Origin of the sequence: Vibrio chagasii, assembly GCF_024347355.1 — a bacterium.
Lineage (GTDB): Bacteria > Pseudomonadota > Gammaproteobacteria > Enterobacterales > Vibrionaceae > Vibrio > Vibrio chagasii.
In genome coordinates this window covers 1,789,275-1,811,676 of the sequence record NZ_AP025465.1, presented here as the reverse complement: position 1 = coordinate 1,811,676, position 22,402 = coordinate 1,789,275, and the positions used below count along the sequence as shown (strand labels likewise).

13 protein-coding genes are annotated in these 22,402 nt (G+C 43.8%); 9 read left to right on the top strand and 4 right to left on the bottom strand.

What is annotated here, in order from left to right; translation table 11 throughout:
* Positions 1–47: 47 nt before the first annotated feature.
* From rsmF to OCV52_RS08485, 4 genes are all read right to left on the bottom strand, one after another.
* On the bottom strand, positions 48–1,469 hold the full coding sequence (rsmF, locus tag OCV52_RS08500; protein WP_137406474.1) for a 16S rRNA (cytosine(1407)-C(5))-methyltransferase RsmF: 1,422 nt from the start codon (positions 1,467–1,469) through the stop codon (positions 48–50).
* 160 nt (positions 1,470–1,629) lie between these two features.
* Entirely contained in the window at positions 1,630–4,287 is a 2,658-nt protein-coding gene (locus tag OCV52_RS08495) for an MlaD family protein (protein ID WP_137406473.1), read from the bottom strand.
* The gene (locus OCV52_RS08490; protein ID WP_137406472.1) at positions 4,274–5,557 is read right to left on the bottom strand and encodes a paraquat-inducible protein A; all 1,284 of its coding nucleotides are present in this window, start codon (positions 5,555–5,557) and stop codon (positions 4,274–4,276) included. The genes OCV52_RS08495 and OCV52_RS08490 overlap by 14 nt, the downstream gene beginning before the upstream one ends.
* A 54-nt stretch (positions 5,558–5,611) precedes the next feature.
* Positions 5,612–7,408: an ABC transporter ATP-binding protein gene (locus OCV52_RS08485; protein ID WP_137406471.1), complete on the bottom strand. Its 1,797-nt coding sequence runs from the start codon at positions 7,406–7,408 to the stop codon at positions 5,612–5,614.
* 89 nt (positions 7,409–7,497) lie between these two features.
* On the opposite strand from OCV52_RS08485, the gene OCV52_RS08480 reads away from it, so the two are divergent.
* The 9 genes from OCV52_RS08480 (at position 7,498) to OCV52_RS08440 (ending at position 22,056) form a co-directional block, all read left to right on the top strand.
* The gene (locus OCV52_RS08480; protein WP_137406470.1) at positions 7,498–7,971 is read left to right on the top strand and encodes a GAF domain-containing protein; all 474 of its coding nucleotides are present in this window, start codon (positions 7,498–7,500) and stop codon (positions 7,969–7,971) included.
* Positions 7,972–8,068: 97 nt separating this feature from the next.
* The gene (proQ, locus tag OCV52_RS08475) at positions 8,069–8,692 is read left to right on the top strand and encodes an RNA chaperone ProQ (RefSeq protein WP_004742319.1); all 624 of its coding nucleotides are present in this window, start codon (positions 8,069–8,071) and stop codon (positions 8,690–8,692) included.
* A gap of 17 nt (positions 8,693–8,709) precedes the next feature.
* Complete coding sequence (gene prc, locus OCV52_RS08470) at positions 8,710–10,704, top strand: carboxy terminal-processing peptidase (protein ID WP_102426440.1); 1,995 nt, start codon at positions 8,710–8,712, stop codon at positions 10,702–10,704.
* 260 nt (positions 10,705–10,964) lie between these two features.
* Positions 10,965–11,648, top strand: a complete 684-nt coding sequence (locus OCV52_RS08465; RefSeq protein WP_137406469.1) for a hypothetical protein — start codon at positions 10,965–10,967, stop codon at positions 11,646–11,648.
* A 218-nt stretch (positions 11,649–11,866) separates the two neighbouring features.
* The gene (gene pepN, locus OCV52_RS08460) at positions 11,867–14,473 is read left to right on the top strand and encodes an aminopeptidase N (RefSeq protein WP_137406468.1); all 2,607 of its coding nucleotides are present in this window, start codon (positions 11,867–11,869) and stop codon (positions 14,471–14,473) included.
* A 206-nt stretch (positions 14,474–14,679) separates the two neighbouring features.
* Positions 14,680–14,898, top strand: a complete 219-nt coding sequence (locus OCV52_RS08455; RefSeq protein WP_081090361.1) for a DUF2835 domain-containing protein — start codon at positions 14,680–14,682, stop codon at positions 14,896–14,898.
* Positions 14,899–15,126: 228 nt separating this feature from the next.
* Positions 15,127–19,968 carry an NAD-glutamate dehydrogenase gene (locus OCV52_RS08450; RefSeq protein ID WP_137406467.1) on the top strand — a complete coding sequence of 1,614 codons (4,842 nt, stop codon included), beginning with the start codon at positions 15,127–15,129 and terminating at the stop codon, positions 19,966–19,968.
* A 305-nt stretch (positions 19,969–20,273) separates the two neighbouring features.
* Positions 20,274–21,284, top strand: coding sequence for a quinone-dependent dihydroorotate dehydrogenase (gene pyrD / locus OCV52_RS08445; protein WP_137406466.1), 1,011 nt, complete (start codon positions 20,274–20,276; stop codon positions 21,282–21,284).
* A gap of 220 nt (positions 21,285–21,504) precedes the next feature.
* Positions 21,505–22,056: a cell division protein ZapC gene (locus OCV52_RS08440; RefSeq protein ID WP_008221983.1), complete on the top strand. Its 552-nt coding sequence runs from the start codon at positions 21,505–21,507 to the stop codon at positions 22,054–22,056.
* The last annotated feature ends 346 nt before the right edge of the window (positions 22,057–22,402 follow it).

The window sequence follows — 22,402 nt, the reverse complement described above, 5'->3', positions numbered from 1 at the left end:
TGTTTGTTCGCCTATCTGCCTATTCAGCGATAGGGCTGTAACTCTGGCTAGAACAGGTTTTTATCACGCACTAATTCTCGTGGTAGACCGTTTTTGACTCGGTTTCCGACCCACTTACCAAGGCCAATGATTGCGCCATTGTATTTGACCAGCACTTCACCTTTGCCGGATAAGCCTTCTGGGCGAACATCTCTACCCATGAACCATTCGCGAGCATCGTCGATAGTCAGCTCAACGATGTTAGCTTCGTTGCCTTTGGCTAATGTCGTTGCCACTTGGTGTTGCCAACGGTAGCCTTTTTTGTGGGTTTCAGCGATCTTGATACCCATGCGAGAGAAACGGAATTCACCGATCATAGGCTCTAATGCTTCGGGAAATAGCCAGACGTCTTTGTCACGAGTCCAGACTTGAGTATCTGATGGTAGCTCGATGTCCAATGCACTTAAAAGCTGCTCTGCAACTTCTTGTTGTGCTTTCTTCGAAGCCTTCTCGAATGGAAACTTGCCTAAACGCTTCTTCACTTCTGTTGGTGTCACAGATGCTAATTTTCGGATGCGAGCAACGAAGAAACCTTCAGAGTCATAAACCTGAGGGAATATGTGTAGGAAGCCTTCTTCTGTTGTGGTTGCTTTCGCGTTATCGAATAGAGATTCTAAAGATTCAAACTCAACCGCATCACCAAAGGTCTCTTTTAAGTGATGACACACTTGTTGGTTTTCTTCTGTGCTTAACGTGCACGTCGAGTAGACCAATACACCATTAGGTTTGAGAGCGTGGAATGCACTTTCAATGAGGTCTTTTTGCGTGTCAGCAATTTCAACAACCGACTGATACGTCCAGTTCTTCATTGCGTCGGCATCTTTGCGAATCGTGCCTTCACCAGAGCAGGGCGCATCCAACAATACAGCGTCGAATTGTTCAGGTAACCAACCACCAAACACACGACCATCAAAATTACTTAGCGCTGCATTTCTTACGCCGCAGCGTTCAATGTTAGCGTGAAGCACTTTAACTCGGCTTGCTGCATATTCATTGGCAACCAACACACCACTGTTGTGCATCAACGCTGCGATTTGAGTGGTTTTAGAACCTGGAGCCGCAGCGGTGTCGAGAACTGCTTGATAGTTCTCTTCGCCTTGGAAAAGCGCTGACGGTGGCATCATAGAGCTCGCTTCTTGGATGTAGAACAAACCAGACATGTGCTCGGCAGTATTACCTAGTGGAGCTTCAGTTTCATCGGCCGTGATCCAAAAACCCGTTTCACACCAAGGTACTGGTTCCAGTTCCCAACCTTTATCTTTCGCGCGCACTAGAAAGTCTTCAACACTGATCTTGAGTGTGTTTACGCGAATACTTTTACGAAGTGGCTTTTGACAAGAAGCGACAAACGAAGCCATATCTAAATGGCTAGGCATGATGCTTTCAATATGAGTAAGGAATTCTTCTGGGATATATACGTTAGCGTGCAAAAGGGTATCTCGATTTATAGCGTTAATGCGGGCAGTTTAAAGCAAAATGAGATTGTCCTAAACCAAATTTGCTTTAAACAATAAAAATGCAGCTCAAAGGCTGCATTTGGATGTTAATTGTCGGCTATTCGCTCAGAGAACCGATGGCTATAACGCGCGTTTATGGGCGAGGGATAGCCGTTCTCCACGATTTCCATTCGTCTTCCGCTTTAGGGTACAAGTAGAAAGACTGGTCTTCTTGTGCCAAAGGCTGCAGTTCATTAGTCGGTGGTGTTGAGAAGGTTATGCCTCCTCTGATTAAGCTATCGACAGTACCTGCTTTGATGTTTGCGCCGGACAAGCCGATAGACACATCCACCCCCGATACATTCCAGAACACACTGTTGGCACGAATTAAGTAAGCGAACTCTGGTTTGATTTGAATGGTAGAGATAATACGATCTGCAAACTCACCAAGTTGAACGTCAATGACTGTGCCGATTTCTAGTTCGCGGAATAGAATCGGCGTACCTTCTGATACTGAACCGCGACTCTCACTTTGCAGCGTGAAAATCTTGCCTTCAGGTTGAACTGGACCATTACTTAGCTTGAATGCTGTGGTTTTGCTTCCTTTACCCGGTTCAACTTTAATGTGCTTGGAAATCAGAGAAGAGACATTCTTAATCCCATTCAACCCAATCTCCGGCTCAGCTAGCCAAAAATGGCTACCAGCAACAGCTATCTTATCGACATACTCTGGCAGGATACGAGCCGTAATCTCAATGCCACCTTTAGTGAAATTCGGAACGACTAAAGTCACTTCACCGACATTGACGCCTTGATATTTAATTGGTGTACCTTTGCTAATCTCTTGATCGCCCGAAGAAGTAATCGTGATGGCACGACCAAATTTACGAGCAGATTTAGAATCAGTATAGAGTTTCCAAACATCACCCAGTTTGTTGTCGATACCTGGCAGTGAATCAAACGCGATACCGCCTTGAATCAGAGTTTTAACCGGAGCCGCTTTGATGCTGATACCAGACAAAGACGCGTCAACCTCAACACCTGAACGGTTCCAGAAAACCGTGTGTTTGTTGATTAGGTGTGTGTAACGGTTTTCAATGGTGACCTGGATTCTCACACCACCGTCGGCAAGCTGGAAGTCACTGATGCTACCGACCTGAAGATTGCGGTAGAGTAGTGGGCTGCCTTTAGAAATTGACGGTAACTCACTTGCGAACAGTGATAGTGTTTTAGAGCCCGATTGGTTGAGCTTTGCAATTTCAGCGAGTGATTTGCTTTGGAACAGTTGGTAGCTTGGTCTTGCTTGAGCCTTACCTTCACTCACAAAGCTAATTGAGCCTGTCAGTAGTTGTTTTGCAGGTGGAACGGTAACGCTTAAACCAGACTCAGTTAATTCTGCACTCGCGCTACCTGTCACGAAAAAGCGGTTGTTGCTTTTAATGAGATGTGCGTATTCATTATCGATCAACGCATCCATGAACACTTCATGCTTATCGCTTCCTGTGCCAACGCCATCAACTAAACCGACTTTGATGATAGAGCCGACTGCAATCCCTTTGTAAAGTAGCTGCGTACCAACATCTAAACCGAAAGAGTTATTGGAGGTTAAGCGAATCGCTACTGATTTTTCCTGTTCTTGGCTGTATTCCGTTTTGCGAATCGCGGTAAAGCGGCGCGCTTTTTCACCCTCACCAGGGACTAGCGTTAAGAAGTTGCCTGTTACTAAGTTCGCGATATTCTTCATACCCGTCAGTGATAGTTCGGCTTCCTCAAGAATGAACTTACTACCACTGTTTAGGAAGTCGCTGAAAGCAGGCTGGATAGCTGCTGAAGCAACAACGTTTTCTCGGCCTTCGCTGAGTGATAAGTCGGTAATTTGACCGATTTCGATGCCGCGATACATGATTGGAGCGCCAGTTGCACTGATCTTGTTGTCATCAGGAACAGCGATCTTAATAGAGATACCACGACCAGCAGTTTTTAGATCTGGGTAGAGTTTGAATTTGGTGTTCATCTCAACTGGCTGACCATCTCCAGGTGAGTCTACGGCGATAGAACCACCTAATAGAGCGCTTAGGCTCTCTAAACGAACATCAACGCCTGAAAACCCAATGCTTGCTCCTAAGCCACTAACATTCCAGAAACGGCTTTGGTCGGTAATGATATGGCTGTATTCATCTTTAATAGCCGCTTGAATCGTGACTGACTTGCCGCTTTCGTTAAGCTGGTAGTTGTAGACCTCACCGATTGGGATCTTACGATAAACAATCTGAGAGCCAACAGAGACGCCACCCAAATCTTTTGTTGTCAGTGATATGTTCAAGCCATCGGCAGCTAACAAGTCAGAAGGTGCAGACTCCAAAGCTTGGAAAACAGTTTCTGGCTCTTGTTTGGTCTCACTTGGGTGAATCGCAATGTAGTTACCAGATACAAGTGCATCTAGCCCAGAAATACCAGACAAGCTTGCGGTCGGCTTCACTAACCAAAATCGAGTGCCTTTAGACAGCAGCTTTTTCGCTTCCGGATAAATATCAGCATCAACATAGATATTAGATAAGTCTTTCGAGAGGGTAATATCGCGAACCATACCCACTTCTAAGCCTTGGTAGCGAATTGTGGTGCGTCCTGCGACTAAGCCTGCCGCATCTGAGAAGTAGATCTGCACACGTTGGCCTGCATCATGGACTGACTTCATTACGAGCCAGCCTGCAAGCGCGACGGTGAGGATCGGGAGAATCCACAAAGGGGAAATGCCTTTGTTTTTTCTGACTTCCGGTGAATATGATTTTTGTGATTGGTTATTGTCGTTCATTCACTGACTCATCTTTAGAGGTAGAGTTATCCCAAATTAGCCTAGGATCTAAGCTTTCCGCTGCCAGCATTGTGAGAACTACAACAACGCCGAAAGCGACTGCACCATAACCTGGTGTGAAGTTTAAAATTTGTCCACGGTCGACCAATGTCATCATGATCGAAATAACGAACAGATCCATAACGGACCATTTCCCCACCCATTTCACAATAAAATAGATGGTCATGCGTTGTCTGTGGTAAAGCGCTCGTTTCATTTGAATACAAATCAGTATGTAAGCAAGCCCAAGAATTTTAGCCACGGGAACGACAATACTCGCAATAAAAATGATGGCAGCGATGCCGTACATGTCGCTATTAATTAAAGAGGCGACACCGGAAATGATCGTATCTTCGAGTCGTTGGCCGTTTGTAATAAGAATAGATATAGGAATCACGTTCGCTGGCACAATCGCAACGGCGGCAGCAAAAAGCAGTACCCATGTCTTTTGTATTGAGTAAGGCTTGCGGTGATACAAAGCATGATGACAACGAACACAAGCGTGACCTTCGGGCTGAGAAAGATGGCAGTTATGGCAGTGCACGTTCTTGCTTTCGGTAAAGCTGTATTCCGACTCTTTTGCCCATGCTTCCCAGTAACGTCGAACACTAATTCGGCTTACCAGTAAAACGCTAAACAGCTGCAACAAGATAAGGCCAATTAAGCCGGGGCCAACAAAGATGTCTGAATAGTCTTGTAGCTTAAAGCACGAGATAGCAACGCTGACTAAGAATACATCCAGCATCATCCAGTGTTTTAAGGTTTGAATGATTGCCAGCGAGTAGCGGAACGGCGTAAAAAGTGCGAAACGAAGTGAAAAATGGCTAATGAGCACAGAGCCACAAACCAATAAAGGGGCAATGGAACTGCAGAACAGGATAAGCAATCCAAGTAGTGGAAAGCCTTCACCCATCAAGGTAAACACGCCGGAAGGTAGCGTAGCAGGGATCATCACCCCGATAAGGCGGATGCTAATAAAATCGAAAAAGTGAGAAGGGATAAACAGCAATAAGCAAGTGACCGCGATTGCTAGGTTGCCAGATAGGCTAGGGGTGCCGCCGCGGTAAAGTTGAGTGCCGCACCTTGGGCAATAGGCCGACTTACCTAACGGGATATCCATTTTATCAACGGGCAGTTCGCAGCCTTGGCATAGTCGCACAGAGCTGCTGTCGCATTGATGTTCGGTTGATAAGTCTTGGGGTACGGATGGGGAGGTCATGCGACCTCCCAAATAGAATTGTGCGTCAGTTTAGAAGTGTGGTGTACGGAAGTAGAACAATAAACATCAGGCGTGCGACTGCACACTGCCATAGAGTGTTTGATAAAGTCCTTGTTGTTCAACCAGTTCACCATGTGTTCCCGTCTGTGTGACTTGCCCATCTTCTAAAACATAGATTAAATCGGCTTGTTTCACCGCTGATAATCGATGAGCCACGATCAAAGTTGTGCGATCTTTCAAAAACTCGCTCAATGCTTTGTGTAAAGCGGACTCTGTTGCCGTATCTAGTGCTGATGTCGCTTCATCAAGAATAACAAACTTAGGATTACTCAGCACCATGCGGGCTATGGCTAGGCGTTGTCGTTGACCACCTGAAAGGCGAACGCCATTCCTACCAATTTGAGTATCTAAACCGTTACTTAGCTGCTTGATTACGTCTTGCATTTGAGAGACTTCAAGCGCACGCCACAACGACATCTCATCGTAGTCAGCACCAAGTGTCAGATTATGCCTTAATGTATCATTGAAGAGTATAGGTTGTTGTAAAACAACAGCAATTTGATTGCGTATAATATCAAAGCTGATGTCGTCGGTGGTTTCACCGTTATAGCGTATACACCCAGAGTCAGCTTGATAAACCCCAATCAGCAACTGGATTAGCGTGGATTTACCACCCCCGCTTGCGCCCACCAAAGCCACCTTTTTACCAGCAGGTATGTGTAGCGAAAGGTTATTTAAAACAGTGTTTTCTAATGTGTAAGAGAATGTAACGTTTTCAATGTCGACTGTCACTTCCTTATCATCATGGAATGGATTTACCTTACTAACCGGGCGTCTCTCTTCTTCCAGTTGTAGGAGATCGTTAATACGCTGCAGTGCTGCCTTAGCGCTATACCACGAGAATTGAATGCCGAGTAGCTCTTGAACAGGTCCTAACATAAACCATAAGTAGCCGAATACTGCAAAGATTTGACCAATGGTTAAGTCACTGAACAGAACCATCAGCATCGCGACCGCACGGAACAGTTCAAAACCTAGTAGGAAAAGTAGAAAGGAAACTCGACCAGCGGCTTCTGATTGCCATGCGTATTTGTCAGCATCGATTCTTACTTGGTTCGCTTGAACTTTGAGTTCATCAAGGAAAATACGTTCTTTGTTAGCTGCGCGCAGTTGATAGATGCCGTCTAGTGTCTCTACTAATCGGTTTTGAAAACGCTCAAATGATTGGTTCTCGTGTTTCTTCAGGTGCTTAACTTTACTGCCTAGTCTGCGTGAGAAGTAAATGACAACAGGATTGACCAGTAAAATGAACAGTCCTAAACGCCACTCTAGCCACAATAGAACGATCGCTGTGCCGAACACAGTTAAAAAGCTGATTAGGAATTTAGACAGTGTTGAACCAATAAACTTATCGATGGTCTCTATGTCTGTGATTAAGTGAGCATTGATGCCGCCACTGCCTTTTGTCTCGTATTGTCTGATGCTGATGCGACCGAGTTTGTCGATCATTTTGCTGCGCATCTTATAAGTGATGGTTTTAGAGACTAGAGTGAACTGACGCCCTTGAAGGATGTTAAGCCCTTGGCTGACAGTACGCATCAAGATGACAAGTAAAAGAGTCAAGGCAATGTAGCCAGTAGGGGTTTGCATTGAGGTTGGCAGCAGATGGTTCATCATCTCAAGCCCAGATGCTGGCTTGTCGAGAAGCACTTCATCCACCATGAGTGGCATTAGCAGCGGGATAGGGACACTGATTAGTGTCGCGAGCACCGCGATGATGTTGGCAAACACCAGTTTGGACTTGTGTTTTTTTACTTGAGTTATCAGCCAAGAACGGCTAATAGTGTCATCTGAATCGGTCATTTTAATGAGAATAAGTCCTATTTAGGTGGGTGGTCGCATTCTACTGTGTTCTCTTAATAATGGAAGTCTCAATTTAATTGGAAGTTAATATGAAAATAGAACATTACCATCGCTTAACCAAACAAGCTGTTGCATTAATCGAATCAGAAACCGATATGATCGCAAATTTGTCAAATATCAGTGCATTACTGTCGATGGAGCTTGACGATCTTAACTGGGCAGGCTTTTACTTAATGAAAGGCGATGAATTGGTTCTTGGTCCATTTCAGGGTAAGCCTGCATGTGTACGTATTCCTGTCGGTCGTGGTGTATGCGGAACTGCGGTTTCGACAAATACCGCTCAACGTATATACGACGTGCATGAGTTCGAAGGTCACATTGCTTGTGACGCGGCAAGTAACTCAGAAATTGTGATTCCGTTTACGATTGATGGAAAAATAGCAGGCGTACTGGATATCGATAGCCCAAATGTTGGTCGATTTAGCGAAATTGACGAGGAAGGACTGACGTTTTTCATGGCTGAAGTGGAAAAGCTGCTTAATTCGCACGCGAACAAGGCATAAATTATTCTCTTACTGTGGTTTTTCCCAAGCATCTCTCTATAATACGTAAAAATATTTTCTTAATGCTCGCGGAAAACCGCAAAAACCAGGAACCCACATGGAAAACACTGAAAAGTTAAAAAACAGCAAAGAAGTTATCGCATATATTGCTGAATGTTTCCCTAAATGCTTTACTTTAGAAGGTGAAGCGAAGCCACTTAAAATTGGTATTTTTCAAGATCTTGCTGAACGTCTAAATGAAGACGAAAAAGTAAGTAAGACTCAGCTTCGTGCAGCGTTAAGACAGTACACATCATCATGGCGTTACCTGCACGGCGTAAAAGCTGGTGCAGAGCGTGTTGACCTAGACGGCAACGCGTGTGGCACACTAGAAGAAGAGCACGTTGAGCACGCTAAAGCTACACTTGCAGAAAGCAAAGCTAAAGTTCAGGCTCGTCGTAAAGAGCAAGCACAAAAAGCTCGCGAAGAAGGCAAAGCGAAACCTAAGGCGAAGAAAGCTCCACAGCCTCGTCGCCAAGCGCCTAAAGCACCAAAAGTAGAAAAGCCTGTAGAAACACGCGCTTTGAACGCTGACGAATTCATCGCTGGCAAAGAAGTAAATGTGAACATGGGTAAAGGAAACATGGCTGCGACCATTGTTGAAATCAATAAGGAAGATGTACGTGTTCAGTTAGCAAACGGCCTACAAATGGTTGTTAAAGCGGAGCACTTGCGCGCTTAAAGGAGATACTCCTACGCATGAAATGCCGTTCAAAATTGACACTGATTGCTGCTAGCTTTTTGCTAGCAGCTTCAGCTCAGGCTCTTGAAGCCAAATTAGATCAGGACGATTTACCTCTACTCGCTCCTGAGGTCCAACACGAAACTGCTAGTAAACGTGTTACTTCTCGATTTACTCGTTCCCACTATAAACACTTCAATCTCAACGACGATTTCTCTCAAGCTATCTTTAATCGTTACTTAGAGATGCTGGATTACAATCGTAATATCTTCACCCAAGCTGATATTGACTCTTTCTCTGCGGCATCGAAGCAAATCGATGACCAGTTAAAAGCAGGCAATAACCAGATTGCTTTCGATGTTTACAATTTGTCTATGCAGAAGCGTTTTGAACGTTTCCAGTATGCATTGTCTTTGCTCGATACTGAAATCAAGTTTGATACCGATGAAACTATCGAACTTAATCGTAGTGAAGCAGCGTGGCCTAAAGATATCGCTGAAGTGAATGAGCTTTGGAGAAAACGCGTTAAATACGATGCGTTGAATCTAAAACTAACTGGTAAAGAGTGGCCAGAGATTCAAGAAGTTTTGGAAAAGCGTTACAACAATGCGATGAAGCGTATTACGCAATCGCATAATGAAGATGCTTTCCAGATCTACATGAACGCATTTGCACGAGAGGTCGATCCTCACACTAGCTACCTTTCTCCAAGAAATGCAGAGCAATTCCAATCTGAGATGAATCTTTCTCTAGAAGGGATTGGTGCTGTGCTTCAAATGACAGACGACTACACCGTTATCCGTTCTTTAGTTGCTGGTGGCCCTGCGTCAAACAGTAAACAATTGAGCGATGGCGATCGTATTGTCGGCGTTGGTCAAGATGGAGAAGAGATTGTTGATGTTATCGGCTGGCGCTTAGACGATGTAGTACAACTTATTAAAGGCCCGAAAGGGACTAAAGTGAAGCTGCAGATCTTACCTGATGGTAAAGATGCAAAAAGTCACGTTGTCACAATTGTTCGTGATAAGATTCGTCTAGAAGACCGCGCTGTTAAATCAGAAGTTATCGAGAAAGATGGTAAGAAGATTGGTGTACTAGAAGTGCCAAGTTTCTACGTTGGCCTTTCTAAAGATACCGACAAACTGATCACTGAGCTCAAAGAGCAAGGTGTCGAGGGTATCATTGTCGATCTTCGTAATAACGGTGGTGGTGCATTGACCGAAGCAACGGAACTCTCTGGTCTATTTATCAAAGAGGGGCCTGTTGTCCAAGTTCGTGATAGCTATGGTCGTGTCAAAGTGAACAGCGACACCGATGGTAAGATCAGTTACCAAGGTCCGTTAACGGTATTGGTGAATCGTTACAGTGCATCAGCATCTGAGATCTTTGCCGCTGCAATGCAAGACTATGGTCGTGCGATAATCCTAGGTGAGAACTCTTTCGGTAAAGGAACGGTGCAACAGCATCGCTCTTTGAATCATATCTATGATTTGTTCGATAAAGAGTTAGGCTATGTTCAATACACAATCCAAAAATTCTACCGTATCAATGGTGGTAGTACGCAAAATAAAGGGGTAGTTCCTGATATTGCTTACCCAACGCCGATTGATCCAGCAGATACAGGTGAAAGTGTCGAAGATAATGCACTACCTTGGGATAGCATCGACAAAGCGAAGTACTCAGTGTTACAGCGTAACGATGAGAAAATCGCAGCGTTAACGGCTAAACACCAAGCTCGTATCGCGACAGACATGGAATTCGGCTTTATTGCGCAAGATATTGAAAAGTATAAGGCGGATAAAGACGACAACGAACTTTCTCTGAATGAAAAGGTTCGCCAGCAAGAGAGTGATGATGCGGAAGCACTTCGTTTAGAACGTATTAATCAACGTCAAAAAGTCGCTAAGTTAGAGCCTTTCAAAACGTTGGACGATGTTCCGAACGACTATGAAGCCCCTGACGCTTATCTTGATGAGTCGGTTGCAATCATGCTAGATATGATAAAGAAATAGGCTTACCGCCTGTTGAAATTAAAAAGCGAGCTTAGGCTCGCTTTTTTTGTATCTGTTCGGTCTGATGTATCTCTATCTATATGTTTCTTTTGGTTTTTATTGCTAGTTAGTAAGCGAATGCCCTGTGAGTTTTCTAGATTTCCGTTTGGTAAATAATGACATTTAAGTTACTTCGCATTTAAAATTTAGTGACTTGGATCATATTTTTTCGCTTTCTATTCATTACGTGCCTAAGCTTAAAGAAAAACGAGGGGGCGCTTATGAAATGGATTCTACTATTTTTATCTTGTTTAAGTTTTGCTGCTTTTGGGAGTGAAGTTACTCATAACGGTCAGCAATCAAAAAGTGATAGTAACTTATCCCATTTTGACCTTCCTTTGTTGCTTGGTGACTGGTATTTAATGAATCAAGATCCGGAGCAAGGCACTGAAAACTTTAGAGCAATAAAGCTGACTCTCGATTCAAATTACTCGTTTACTATCGATATCCAGAAAAAAGACTATAGTGTCGACCATTGGGAAGGTTTATATAATGCCAATGAAGACACAATTATTCTGGGTCTGAACACTTCTGAGCCTCAAGTCTATTCTTACAGCAGTAATCACAACATGCTGAATCTTAATGGTGTGATGTTTACTAAAGCATTACCCAACGCACTGGCGGGTATTTGGTCTAGCGCTGAGCTATCGGGTAGCGATTTAAGAGCGAGTAACATCCAAAAAATGGATTTGGTTTTGCAGCCTGACTTTATCTTCATGTTCCGCGTGTCTGATGAAGAAGGTGGCGAAGTTATTCGTCGCGGGGTGTATTACACCGAAGGCGACCAACTAGTGTTACTTTATGAAAACGGTGAACACGGCACTCGATATACACTGAACAGCGATGTGTTAACGCTACAAGGTGAAGAGGGAGATATGTTTGCGGTGCTGAATCGCATCCGATAATCGTGAGTTTTAGCAGTAAAGTGGTACTCGTTGATAATATTGTGCACAGTTCATTTCTTAGTCGTTCCTGTCTGATTTGATTGATAAAATAGCAAAACATGGAGGCATTTTCCTACAATGCCTCCTTTTTTTAATATTCCCCTTGTTTTATTGGCGATCAACCTTTAGATATATACAGTTAAAAAATTATTACGTATAACGATCAAAAGGAACTCGTCATGGCACATACACCTCAAGCCAAATATCGTAAAGATTATCAATCACCATCTCACACTATTTCTGAAATCGATCTTACTTTCGATTTATACGATTCAGCATCTATCATTACTGCGGTGTCTAGTGTTAAGCAAGAAAAAGACAGCTCAACATTAGTACTGGATGGTGAAGGCTTGAAGTTGGTTTCTGTGTTGGTTGAAGGCAACGAGTGGACGCAATACGAGCTGTCTGAAACTCAACTAACGTTAACTGATCTTCCGAAGGAGTTTACGTTAACCATCTTTACTGAAGTGAACCCAGAAGGTAACAGTGCACTAGAAGGTTTATACAAGTCAGGCGGCGCTTTCTGTACTCAGTGTGAAGCCGAAGGTTTCCGTCGTATTACTTACTACATGGACCGTCCAGATGTGTTGGCGAAATTCACAACAACAGTTATCGCCGACAAAGCAGAGAACCCGTTCTTATTAAGTAACGGTAACCGTGTTGATGAAGGCGAGGCAGAAAATGGTCGTCATTGGGTGAAATGGCAAGACCCGCATCCAAAACCAGCGTACTTGTTTGCACTCGTAGCCGGTGACTTCGATGTACTTCGTGACGCATACACCACGCAATCGGGTCGCAAAGTTGACCTAGAAATCTTTGTTGATAAAGGCAACCTAGACCGTGCAAACCATGCAATGGTGTCTTTGATTAACTCAATGAAGTGGGATGAAGAGCGTTTCAACTTAGAGTACGACCTAGATATCTACATGATCGTCGCGGTAGATTTCTTCAACATGGGTGCGATGGAAAACAAAGGCTTGAACGTATTTAACTCTAAGTTTGTTTTGGCGAACGACCAAACCGCAACGGATACCGATTACTTAGGTATTGAAGCGGTAATTGGCCATGAATACTTCCATAACTGGACAGGTAACCGAGTGACTTGTCGTGATTGGTTCCAGCTGAGTTTGAAAGAAGGTCTAACGGTATTCCGTGACCAAGAGTTCTCATCGGATCTTGGCTCTCGCGCAGTAAACCGTATTAACAATGTGCGTATCATTCGCGGTCCACAATTTGCCGAAGATGCAAGCCCAATGTCTCACCCAATTCGTCCTGAAAAAGTGATAGAAATGAATAACTTCTATACATTGACCGTGTACGAAAAGGGAAGTGAAGTGATCCGTATGATCCACACATTGTTGGGTGAAGACGGTTTCCAAAAAGGCATGAAACTGTACTTCGAACGTCACGATGGCACGGCAGCAACGTGTGAAGATTTTGTTGCCGCAATGGAAGATGCATCGGGTGTTGATCTGTCTCAGTTCCGTTTATGGTACAGCCAGTCTGGTACGCCGACGCTATCTGTTGAAAGCCATTACGACGCAGATAAGAAACAGTACACATTAACAACTCGCCAAGTAACGGCGCCAACTCACGAACAAGCTGAAAAGCAGGCTTTGCATATCCCTCTAGATATCGAGTTGTACACTGCGTCGGGTGATGTTGTTGAGTTACAATGTAACGGTGAGCCAGTTCATAACGTGTTAGACGTGAAAGAAGTGGAACAAACTTTTGTGTTCGAGAACGTAAGCGAGAAACCAGTGCCATCATTGCTGCGTGAATTTTCTGCGCCAGTGAAATTGGAATACGACTATTCAGATGAAGAGCTGATCTTCTTGATGGTGAATGCTCGCAATGAGTTCTCTCGTTGGAATGCGGGTCAAATGCTATTAGCGAAGTACATCCGCAGTAACGTGGAGAAGGTTCAACAGGGTCAAGCGTTTGAGCTTTCTGATTCTGTTATTGACGCATTCCGTGGCGTACTGCTGAGTGATTCACTAGAGCCTGCGTTTATTGCAGAAATGCTTTCACTGCCAAGCCACAATGAAGTATCGGGTTGGTACGAGCGTGTTGATATTGATGCGGTCGCATCGGTCCTTAACTCGATGAAAGTAACACTAGCTGCAGAACTTGAAGACGAGTTAGCGGCGGTTTATCACACCCATGCGCTAACGGAATACACGATCGATCACGATTCGATTGGTAAGCGTACTCTACGTAAAGTTTGCCTAAGTTACTTAGCTCACACTGAGCAGGGTAACGACTTGGTAGTTGAGATGTATCAAACGGCAAACAACATGACTGACACCATGGCAGCAATGGGCGCGGCAAACAGTGCGCAACTACCATGTCGTGAAGCCTTGATGGCGGATTACAGTGACAAGTGGAAACACGATGGTCTTGTTATGGATAAGTGGTTTGCATTGCAAGGTACAAACCCAAGTTCAAATGCCCTTGAAGTGATCAAAGAGTCTATGTCACATCAAGCGTTCAGCTTAAAGAACCCAAACCGTACTCGTAACCTGGTCGGTTCGTTCTTAAACATGAACCCGGTTCAGTTCCATGACAAATCAGGTCAGGGCTACGCATTTGCTGGTGAGATCTTACGTGAGCTAAACAGCAGTAACCCGCAAGTGGCTTCACGTCTGATTGATCCACTGCTTAAATTCCGTAAGTATGATGATGATCGCCAAGCTCTTATCAAGCAGGAACTTGAGACATTGAAGAACATGGATAACCTAGCAAAAGACTTATTTGAGAAAGTAGCGAAAGCACTAGAAGCTTAAGTTAAGCGTTCTCAAGGCTAACGGTTTACTTATAAACTGTTTACTTCCAAAGAAAAGTCATCAGTGGTAGAGAATATCTGCCACTGATTTTTTGTTTCTGGCTCATCGAATTTTGGATAAGCTAGAACAGTTTCAAGCTCAGTCTCACTGTCAGACATCGTTAAGTGCCAAAAAACACCGGCACTGTATACTTATACAGGTATCGTATGAATCACTATATTTTCCAACTTAACATCTCATATCAGCAGTTTTTGGCCAGTTATTCTGGTGCGGCAAGTAAAGTACAAGTAATGACAACAACAGGATTGCGTATTCAGTTACCTGCAACTCGGTTCAGACCTTTTCTTACACAAATAGGGGTTAGAGGGCAATTTAGGCTGACAACTGACCAAAAAAATAAGTTTATTAAGTTAGAAGCTCTGTAAAGCTTGGCATGCCTAGTGAGTTAAAAGGAATCTTAATCACATAATCAAACATTTCACCTCTTACCACCTCCAAAACAATTAACCATTTTTCAATAATGCTTTTACAATAAATGAATGCATTACCTTTGCTTAACTCGTTAGTAGAAAAGTGTTAAAAAACGCGATTCAAACGCCAGATTAAGTGATACCCCTAATAATAAAATATAATTCTAATTGTGGAGTGTGACTATGACCGCACGTGAAACTGTGGTTCCAGTTTTACTTGAAAAAGTTTACAAGCTGATTCAAGACAAACTTGACCTTGCTCATCGACCTCTCGTAACTCAACTTGCTCAACACTTGTTTAGTAACGTTTCTCATGACGACCTGACTCAGAGAAATGAATCCGATTTATATGGTGCTGTAGTTAGTTTATGGCACCACATCAACGAAAAGAAAGCCGATGAAATCTCGGTACGCGTTTTCAACCCGACGGTAAGTCGTCAAGGTTGGCAGTCCACTCACACTATCGTTGAGATAGTTGTACCGGATAGTCCTTTCCTTGTTGATTCTGTAAAAATGGCATTGACTCGCCTAGACCTTTCTTCTCACCTTATGCTGCATAACCCAACGCAAATCTCTCGCTCTGATTCGGGAAGTGTAGTGGGTGTGAGCAGTGGTGAAGGTGTTTTCCAATCTTTGTTCCACATCGAGGTTGACCGTCTAAGTAGCAAAGCAGAAATGACGGCACTTAAGACAGAGCTTCTAGACATTTTCACTGACACTAGCCTAGTGGTTAACGACTGGTTAACGATGGTTGAAAAGCTGAAAGAAGTCACTGACCAAGTTGAACAGCAAAAAGAAAGCATTCCAGTAGATGGTCAACGTTTTGATGAGACGTTGGCGTTTCTTCGTTGGTTAGGTGAACACAACTTTACCTTTATGGGTTATAAGGAATATGACCTAGTTTCAGTTAACGGCGATACTGAGCTGCAACCGACCAAGGAGCAAGGTCTTGGTTTGTTTGCGAATTCAGATCGTGTACGTAACGTTAAGTTGTCTGAGTTTTCTGACTCGGCGCGTTTAGAAGCAAAAAAACCGTATGTACTTATCGTAACAAAGGGCAACACGGCTTCACGCATTCACCGCCCAGCTTACAATGACTACATCGGCATTAAGAAATTCGATAAGAACGGCAAGGTAATTGGTGAGCACCGTTTCACTGGTCTTTACACTTCTGCTGTTTATAACCAAACCGTTGAAACGATTCCTCTAGTTCGTGAGAAAGTAGAGCGTATCTTAAACGCGAGTGGTTATCGTGAGGGTTCATACTCTTACAAAGCTCTGCACAACATTCTTGAAAACTACCCACGTGATGAACTGCTTCAAGCTCGAGAAGAAGAACTGCTTGAAGTGGGAACGGGTGTCGTACAGATGCAAGATCGTGATCTTCTGCGTCTGTTCGTTCGCAAAGACCCGTTTGGCCGTTTCTTTAGCTGTATGGTTTACGTAACAAAAGATCGTTACAACACCGAGCTTCGTCGCCAAACTCAGCGCATCTTGAAGCAATACTTTGGCTGTGAAGAAGAAGTTGAATTTACAACGTATTTCTCTGAAAGCCCTCTGGCAAGAACACACTATATTGTTCGTGTTGATAACAACAACATGGACGTGGACGTGAAAACAATCGAGCAAAATTTAATGGAAGTATCGTCTACGTGGGATGACCGCTTATCTGAATCAATCATTGCAAACTTCGGTGAGAGCAAAGGTCTTCCATTGTCGAAAGAGTACATGCGTGCATTCCCACGTTCGTACAAAGAAGACATGATGCCAGGTTCTGCTGTTGCAGATATTGAGCGTTTAGAAGCACTAAGTGAAGATAATAAACTTGGTATGCTTTTCTACCGTCCTCAGGAAGAAGCGGCAGACTCGAAAGCAGTACGCTTAAAACTGTTCTACCACAGTGCAGAGCCAATTCACCTTTCTGATGTGATGCCAATGCTTGAAAACTTTGGCCTACGCGTAATCGGTGAGTCGCCATACGAAGTGCGTAAGACCAACGGTACAACCTATTGGATCTTAGATTTCTCTATGCTTCATAAGAGTGACCAAACGATTGATCTTCGTGAAGCTCGTGATCTTTTCCAACAAGCATTCGCAGCAATTTGGGCGGGTGAACTAGACAGCGATGGTTTCAACCGCTTGGTACTGGGCGCGGGTCTTTCTGGTCGTGAAATTTCTATTTTGCGTGCTTATGCTCGTTACATGCGTCAAGTGGGCTTCCCATTCAGCCAACAATATATCGAAGACACATTGTCCCATTACCCAGAGTTAGCGAAAGGTTTGGTGAGCTTATTCGGTAAGCGTTTTGATCCGAAATTGAAGGGCAGCGCGAAGGGTCAACAAGATCTTATTAAGAAGATCACTGAGCAGCTCGATCATGTAGAAAGCTTGGATGATGATCGTATCATTCGTCGCTACATGGAGATGATCACTGCAACGCTTCGTACTAACTACTACCAAGTAGACGACAACAAACAAGCGAAGCCTTGGTTGGCTCTAAAAATGAGACCAAGCGAGATTCCAGATATCCCGGCACCAGTACCTGCATTTGAGATCTTCGTATACGCACCAGATATTGAAGGTGTTCACCTACGTGGCGGTAAAGTGGCTCGTGGTGGTCTTCGTTGGTCAGATCGTCAAGAAGATTTCCGTACCGAGATTCTGGGCCTAGTTAAAGCACAACAAGTTAAGAACACGGTAATTGTACCAGTGGGTGCAAAAGGTGGTTTCGTTTGTAAACGTCAGCACACAATGTCTGGCCGTGACGAGATCTTTGCTGAAGGGCAACGTTGTTACAAGCGCTTCATCCGTGCACTACTAGACGTTTCAGACAACATCATTGAAGGTGAGGTAATCCCACCTAAGAACGTTGTTCGTCATGATGAAGATGACCCGTACTTGGTTGTTGCAGCCGATAAAGGTACAGCAACATTCTCTGACTTAGCGAACTCAGTATCTGAAGAGTACAACTTCTGGTTAGGTGATGCGTTTGCTTCGGGTGGCTCTAACGGCTACGACCACAAAGCGATGGGTATCACAGCAAAAGGTGGTTGGGAATCGGTTAAGCGTCACTTCCGTGAAATGGGTATTAACTGCCAGACTACAGACTTCACTGCTATCGGTGTTGGTGATATGGCGGGTGACGTATTTGGTAACGGTATGCTTCTATCTAAGCACATCCGTCTACAAGCGGCATTTAACCACATGCACATCTTCGTTGATCCGAATCCAGATTCAGCATCAAGCTGGGTAGAGCGTGATCGTTTGTTCAATCTACCTCGCTCAAGCTGGGAAGATTACAACAAAGAATTGATTTCTCAAGGTGGTGGCATCTTCTCTCGTCGAGCGAAGTCTATCTCTCTAACGCCTGAAATTCAGAAAATGTTGGGTACCAAGAAAGCATCAATGGCGCCAAATGATTTGATCAAAGCGGTCTTGTCTATGGAAGTTGATCTACTTTGGAATGGTGGTATCGGTACTTACGTTAAGTCTTCAAGTGAAACTCACACTGATGTTGGCGACCGCGCTAACGACGTGTTGCGTATCAACGGCGGCGATTTGAAAGCAAAAGTTGTTGGCGAAGGCGGTAACTTGGGTATGACTCAATTGGGTCGTATTGAATATGCGCTTACAGGCGGCCGAGTGAACACAGACTTTGTTGATAACGTGGGTGGTGTTGACTGTTCAGATAACGAAGTGAACATTAAGATCTTCTTGAACGGCTTGGTGTCTAATGGTGATCTAACGGTTAAGCAACGTAACCAAGTTCTAGAGTCTATGGAAGATGAAGTTGGTGAGATTGTACTTGATGACGCCTACTGCCAAGCTGAGTCTATTTCGGTAACTGAACACCAAGGCGTGAGCTTAGTTAAAGAGCAAATCCGCTTCATTCACACAATGGAGAAAGCAGGGTATCTGGATCGCGGCCTAGAATACATCCCTGATGACGAAACTCTGCTAGAGCGTGAGAAGCAAGGTCAAGGCCTGACAAGACCAGAGCTATCTGTATTGATCGCTTACGGTAAGATGGTTCTGAAAGAAGATCTTGTGAGCGATGATATTGCGAATGATGAGTTCCATGCTCAACAATTGATGCAATACTTCCCAACTGAGTTACGCCGTAACTACTCTCAGCACATGGATAACCATCCACTGCGTGCAGAGATCATTGCGACGGCTCTTGCTAACCAAATGGTTAACGAGATGGGTTGTAACTTCATCACTCGTCTGCAAGAAGAGACGGGCGCAAACATTGTCGATATCGCTAATGCTTACGCGGCATCACGTGAAATCTATGGTTTGGGTCAAGTGCTTAAGAGCATCCGTGAACTGGATAACATCTCTAGCTCACAGGCTCAATATGAGTTGCTGTACCACGTACGTCGTACACTGCGCCGTTTGACTCGTTGGTTGCTAAGAAATCGTACTGGTAAGCAATCTGTGAAAGCACTGGTTGAACTTTACCAAGGCGATGTAGTGGCTATTACTGAGAAACTGGACGAAAACCTGGTTGCTTCAGAAGTAGAAGAGCATCAAGCAATGGCGCAAGTATGGATTGATCAAGGCGTAACTGCAGAATTGGCGAATTCAGTAGCGCGTCTGTCTAGCTTGTACTCAGCACTGGATATATCCACAGTGGCCCGTGAAACGGGTAAAACAGTACAACAAGCGTCTAAGCTTTACTTCAATCTAGGCGACCGTTTGTCTCTGCACTGGTTCTTGAAGCAAATCAATGGTCAAGCAGTCGATAACAACTGGCAAGCATTGGCACGTGCTGCATTCAGAGAAGATCTGGATTGGCAACAACGTCAATTAACAGGTCAAGTACTTAGCTGCGGTTGTGGTTCGGATCTTGATGTGATCAAGGCGCTCGACGATTGGATGGAAAGCAATTCTGTTTCTCTACATCGTTGGGAAAGTATCCTGAACGAATTCAAAGTGGGTTCTGTTCACGAGTTTGCTAAGTTCTCAGTTGCGTTGCGTGAATTGATGCTACTGAATCTAAACTGCATGTCGAAAGACTAACGATTAGACTCAAGTAAAACGATTTAAGGGCAGGCCATTTGGTCTGCCTTTTTCGTTTCGGATTATTATTGCTTACCCTGGAAAGTGAGTAGCCGTAAATTCGCAATGTCTCAAACCGATTCACTGGACGGTGAATTAAAGAGTGCTGACTGCCTATATAACGGTAACGTTTGCTTAATAAAGAAGCTCATTCGTTAGCAAACTCGATTATCTTACCCTTACAGACAGTAATAGATTGAATAGTTGGGTAAATAAGTAAATAATATCGCCCCGTTTACACGGGGCTTTTTTCTATCGGAGGCACAATGCTTTACCGTCTAGCCAGAACTGGCTTTTTCCAACTTGATGCCGAAAAGGCACATGATCTTGCAATTCAAAATTTCAAACGCTTTACCGGCACTCCCATTGATCTTTTGTATCGCCAACAATTACCTCATCGACCTGTAGAATGCATGGGTCTTACTTTTAAAAACCCAGTTGGTCTTGCGGCTGGCCTAGATAAAAACGGCGAATGTATTGATGCATTTGGCGCGATGGGTTTTGGTTTTGTAGAAGTAGGGACTGTGACTCCACGTCCACAAGCGGGTAACGATAAACCTCGTTTATTCCGTCTTGTTGAAGCTGAAGGTATCATCAACCGAATGGGTTTCAACAACCTAGGTGTAGATAACTTGGTTGAGAATGTTAAGAAGTCAAACTACGACGGCATCTTAGGTATCAACATCGGTAAAAACAAAGACACGCCGATTGAAAAGGGTGCAGAAGACTACTTGATCTGTATGGAGAAGGTATATCAATACGCGGGTTACATTGCGGTAAATATCTCTTCACCAAACACACCAGGGCTACGTTCTCTACAATACGGCGAAGCACTTGATGATTTGTTGTCTGAGCTCAAAGCAAAACAAGCGGAACTAGAAGAGAAGCATGGTAAGTATGTTCCTCTAGCTCTTAAGATTGCTCCGGATCTAAGTGATGATGAAATCAGCCAAATTTGCGAATCATTGATCAAAAATAAGATCGATTGTGTGATCGCAACAAACACGACTTTGGATCGTTCAATTGTCGAAGGCATGAAACACTGCGACGAAGCGGGTGGCCTAAGTGGACGTCCAGTTCAATCTCGTAGCACTGAAGTAGTTCGTAAACTTCACCAAGAGCTAGGTGACAAACTGCCGATCATCGGGGTAGGTGGCGTTGACTCTTATGTTGCTGCAAAAGAGAAAATGATGGCAGGTGCTCAGCTTGTTCAAGTTTACTCTGGTTTCATCTACAAAGGTCCACGCCTTGTAGCTGACATTGTCAAAAACCTGTAGTTCACCAACTATAGTCGTTATAGAGCACTAATCTAAAAGTATCTATAAACTGACATCGTCTTACTAAAAGAGACACTGTAACTCCCCGAGTTGTAGAGAAAAGCGATAAGAAAGAGGAATTCATTTCCTCTTTTTTTTTGCCTATTGCTCAGTAAAATTACTGCAATTGAAGGTAATTTTGCGTTTTACCTAATGGAATGGTTCAACAGTGTGAGACGAAATGATGCTTAAACCTAGCGATACATGGAGTTGGTATTACGATGAGCAGCAATGTTCATTAATGCTAAACCTCGGAGAGGATATGATTTTCAAAACGAATCTGGTCCGCAATAAGCTGGTGGACTGTGCGTTTCGAGATAATGAATTCACCGTTGATGACGCATCATCATACCAAACCTTCAAAGAACAAATTTCTGGCTTAGAGCTATCTGAGCCTCGTCAAGCAGAACTGGCGCTTTACTGCGTGGCTGCGAAGCGTTTCCATAAGCCTGTACAACCAAAGAGTTGGTTTTTCGCTCCCCAAGGTGCAGGCCATGAGTATCCTCAGGAAGGGGATATTGTACAAATGAATAACGAGCATAGCCTTGGTTACTTCATTGTATTAGAAGTGGGCGAGTGTGCGAGCTTGTGCGCGTTTGTAGACCTAGAAGAGTTCCTACTGACTCCTTCAAAAGGATTACGCTTTGGCGACTCAATCAAGGTGATGCACGATAGAATGCTTGATGCTAACGCAATTCTGCATCAATCTCATCATATTGCGATGGTAGGCTAACCCAAGTTTTATACATCATTTCGCCATACGTCGCACAGAACAACCTCACCAAACCTTCCAAATAATCGGCTTAATAGCCGATTTTTTTGTGCCTAAAAAACCTCATACTGATAAATGCATCACTCGCTAACCATCAAAATAGTGAAGTTAAGACAATTTTTTTACGTTAATTTCACCTCATTTAATTCCTCAAAAGTGTAATTTAGTCTTCTTTATTCCCTGTTTTCGCTCTTTTGTAGCTAAATTTCACCCATCACTTCCTATTGGTATATACCAATTTTAAGGTGAATATTAATTCACAATGTTGATTCGGTCGAGAATTGGATGTAAAAAATTGGGTTTGTTA

What these genes read in the sequence shown, in the direction of transcription:
- pyrD (WP_137406466.1), top strand. Translation starts at nt 20,274, where the DNA reads ATGCTTTACCGTCTAGCCAGAACTGGCTTTTTCCAACTTGATGCCGAA.
- OCV52_RS08465 (WP_137406469.1), top strand. Translation starts at nt 10,965, where the DNA reads ATGAAATGGATTCTACTATTTTTATCTTGTTTAAGTTTTGCTGCTTTT.
- OCV52_RS08450 (WP_137406467.1), top strand. Translation starts at nt 15,127, where the DNA reads ATGACCGCACGTGAAACTGTGGTTCCAGTTTTACTTGAAAAAGTTTAC.
- proQ (WP_004742319.1), top strand. Translation starts at nt 8,069, where the DNA reads ATGGAAAACACTGAAAAGTTAAAAAACAGCAAAGAAGTTATCGCATAT.
- OCV52_RS08485 (WP_137406471.1), bottom strand. Translation starts at nt 7,408, where the DNA reads ATGACCGATTCAGATGACACTATTAGCCGTTCTTGGCTGATAACTCAA.
- pepN (WP_137406468.1), top strand. Translation starts at nt 11,867, where the DNA reads ATGGCACATACACCTCAAGCCAAATATCGTAAAGATTATCAATCACCA.
- OCV52_RS08455 (WP_081090361.1), top strand. Translation starts at nt 14,680, where the DNA reads ATGAATCACTATATTTTCCAACTTAACATCTCATATCAGCAGTTTTTG.
- prc (WP_102426440.1), top strand. Translation starts at nt 8,710, where the DNA reads ATGAAATGCCGTTCAAAATTGACACTGATTGCTGCTAGCTTTTTGCTA.
- OCV52_RS08480 (WP_137406470.1), top strand. Translation starts at nt 7,498, where the DNA reads ATGAAAATAGAACATTACCATCGCTTAACCAAACAAGCTGTTGCATTA.
- OCV52_RS08495 (WP_137406473.1), bottom strand. Translation starts at nt 4,287, where the DNA reads ATGAACGACAATAACCAATCACAAAAATCATATTCACCGGAAGTCAGA.
- OCV52_RS08440 (WP_008221983.1), top strand. Translation starts at nt 21,505, where the DNA reads ATGATGCTTAAACCTAGCGATACATGGAGTTGGTATTACGATGAGCAG.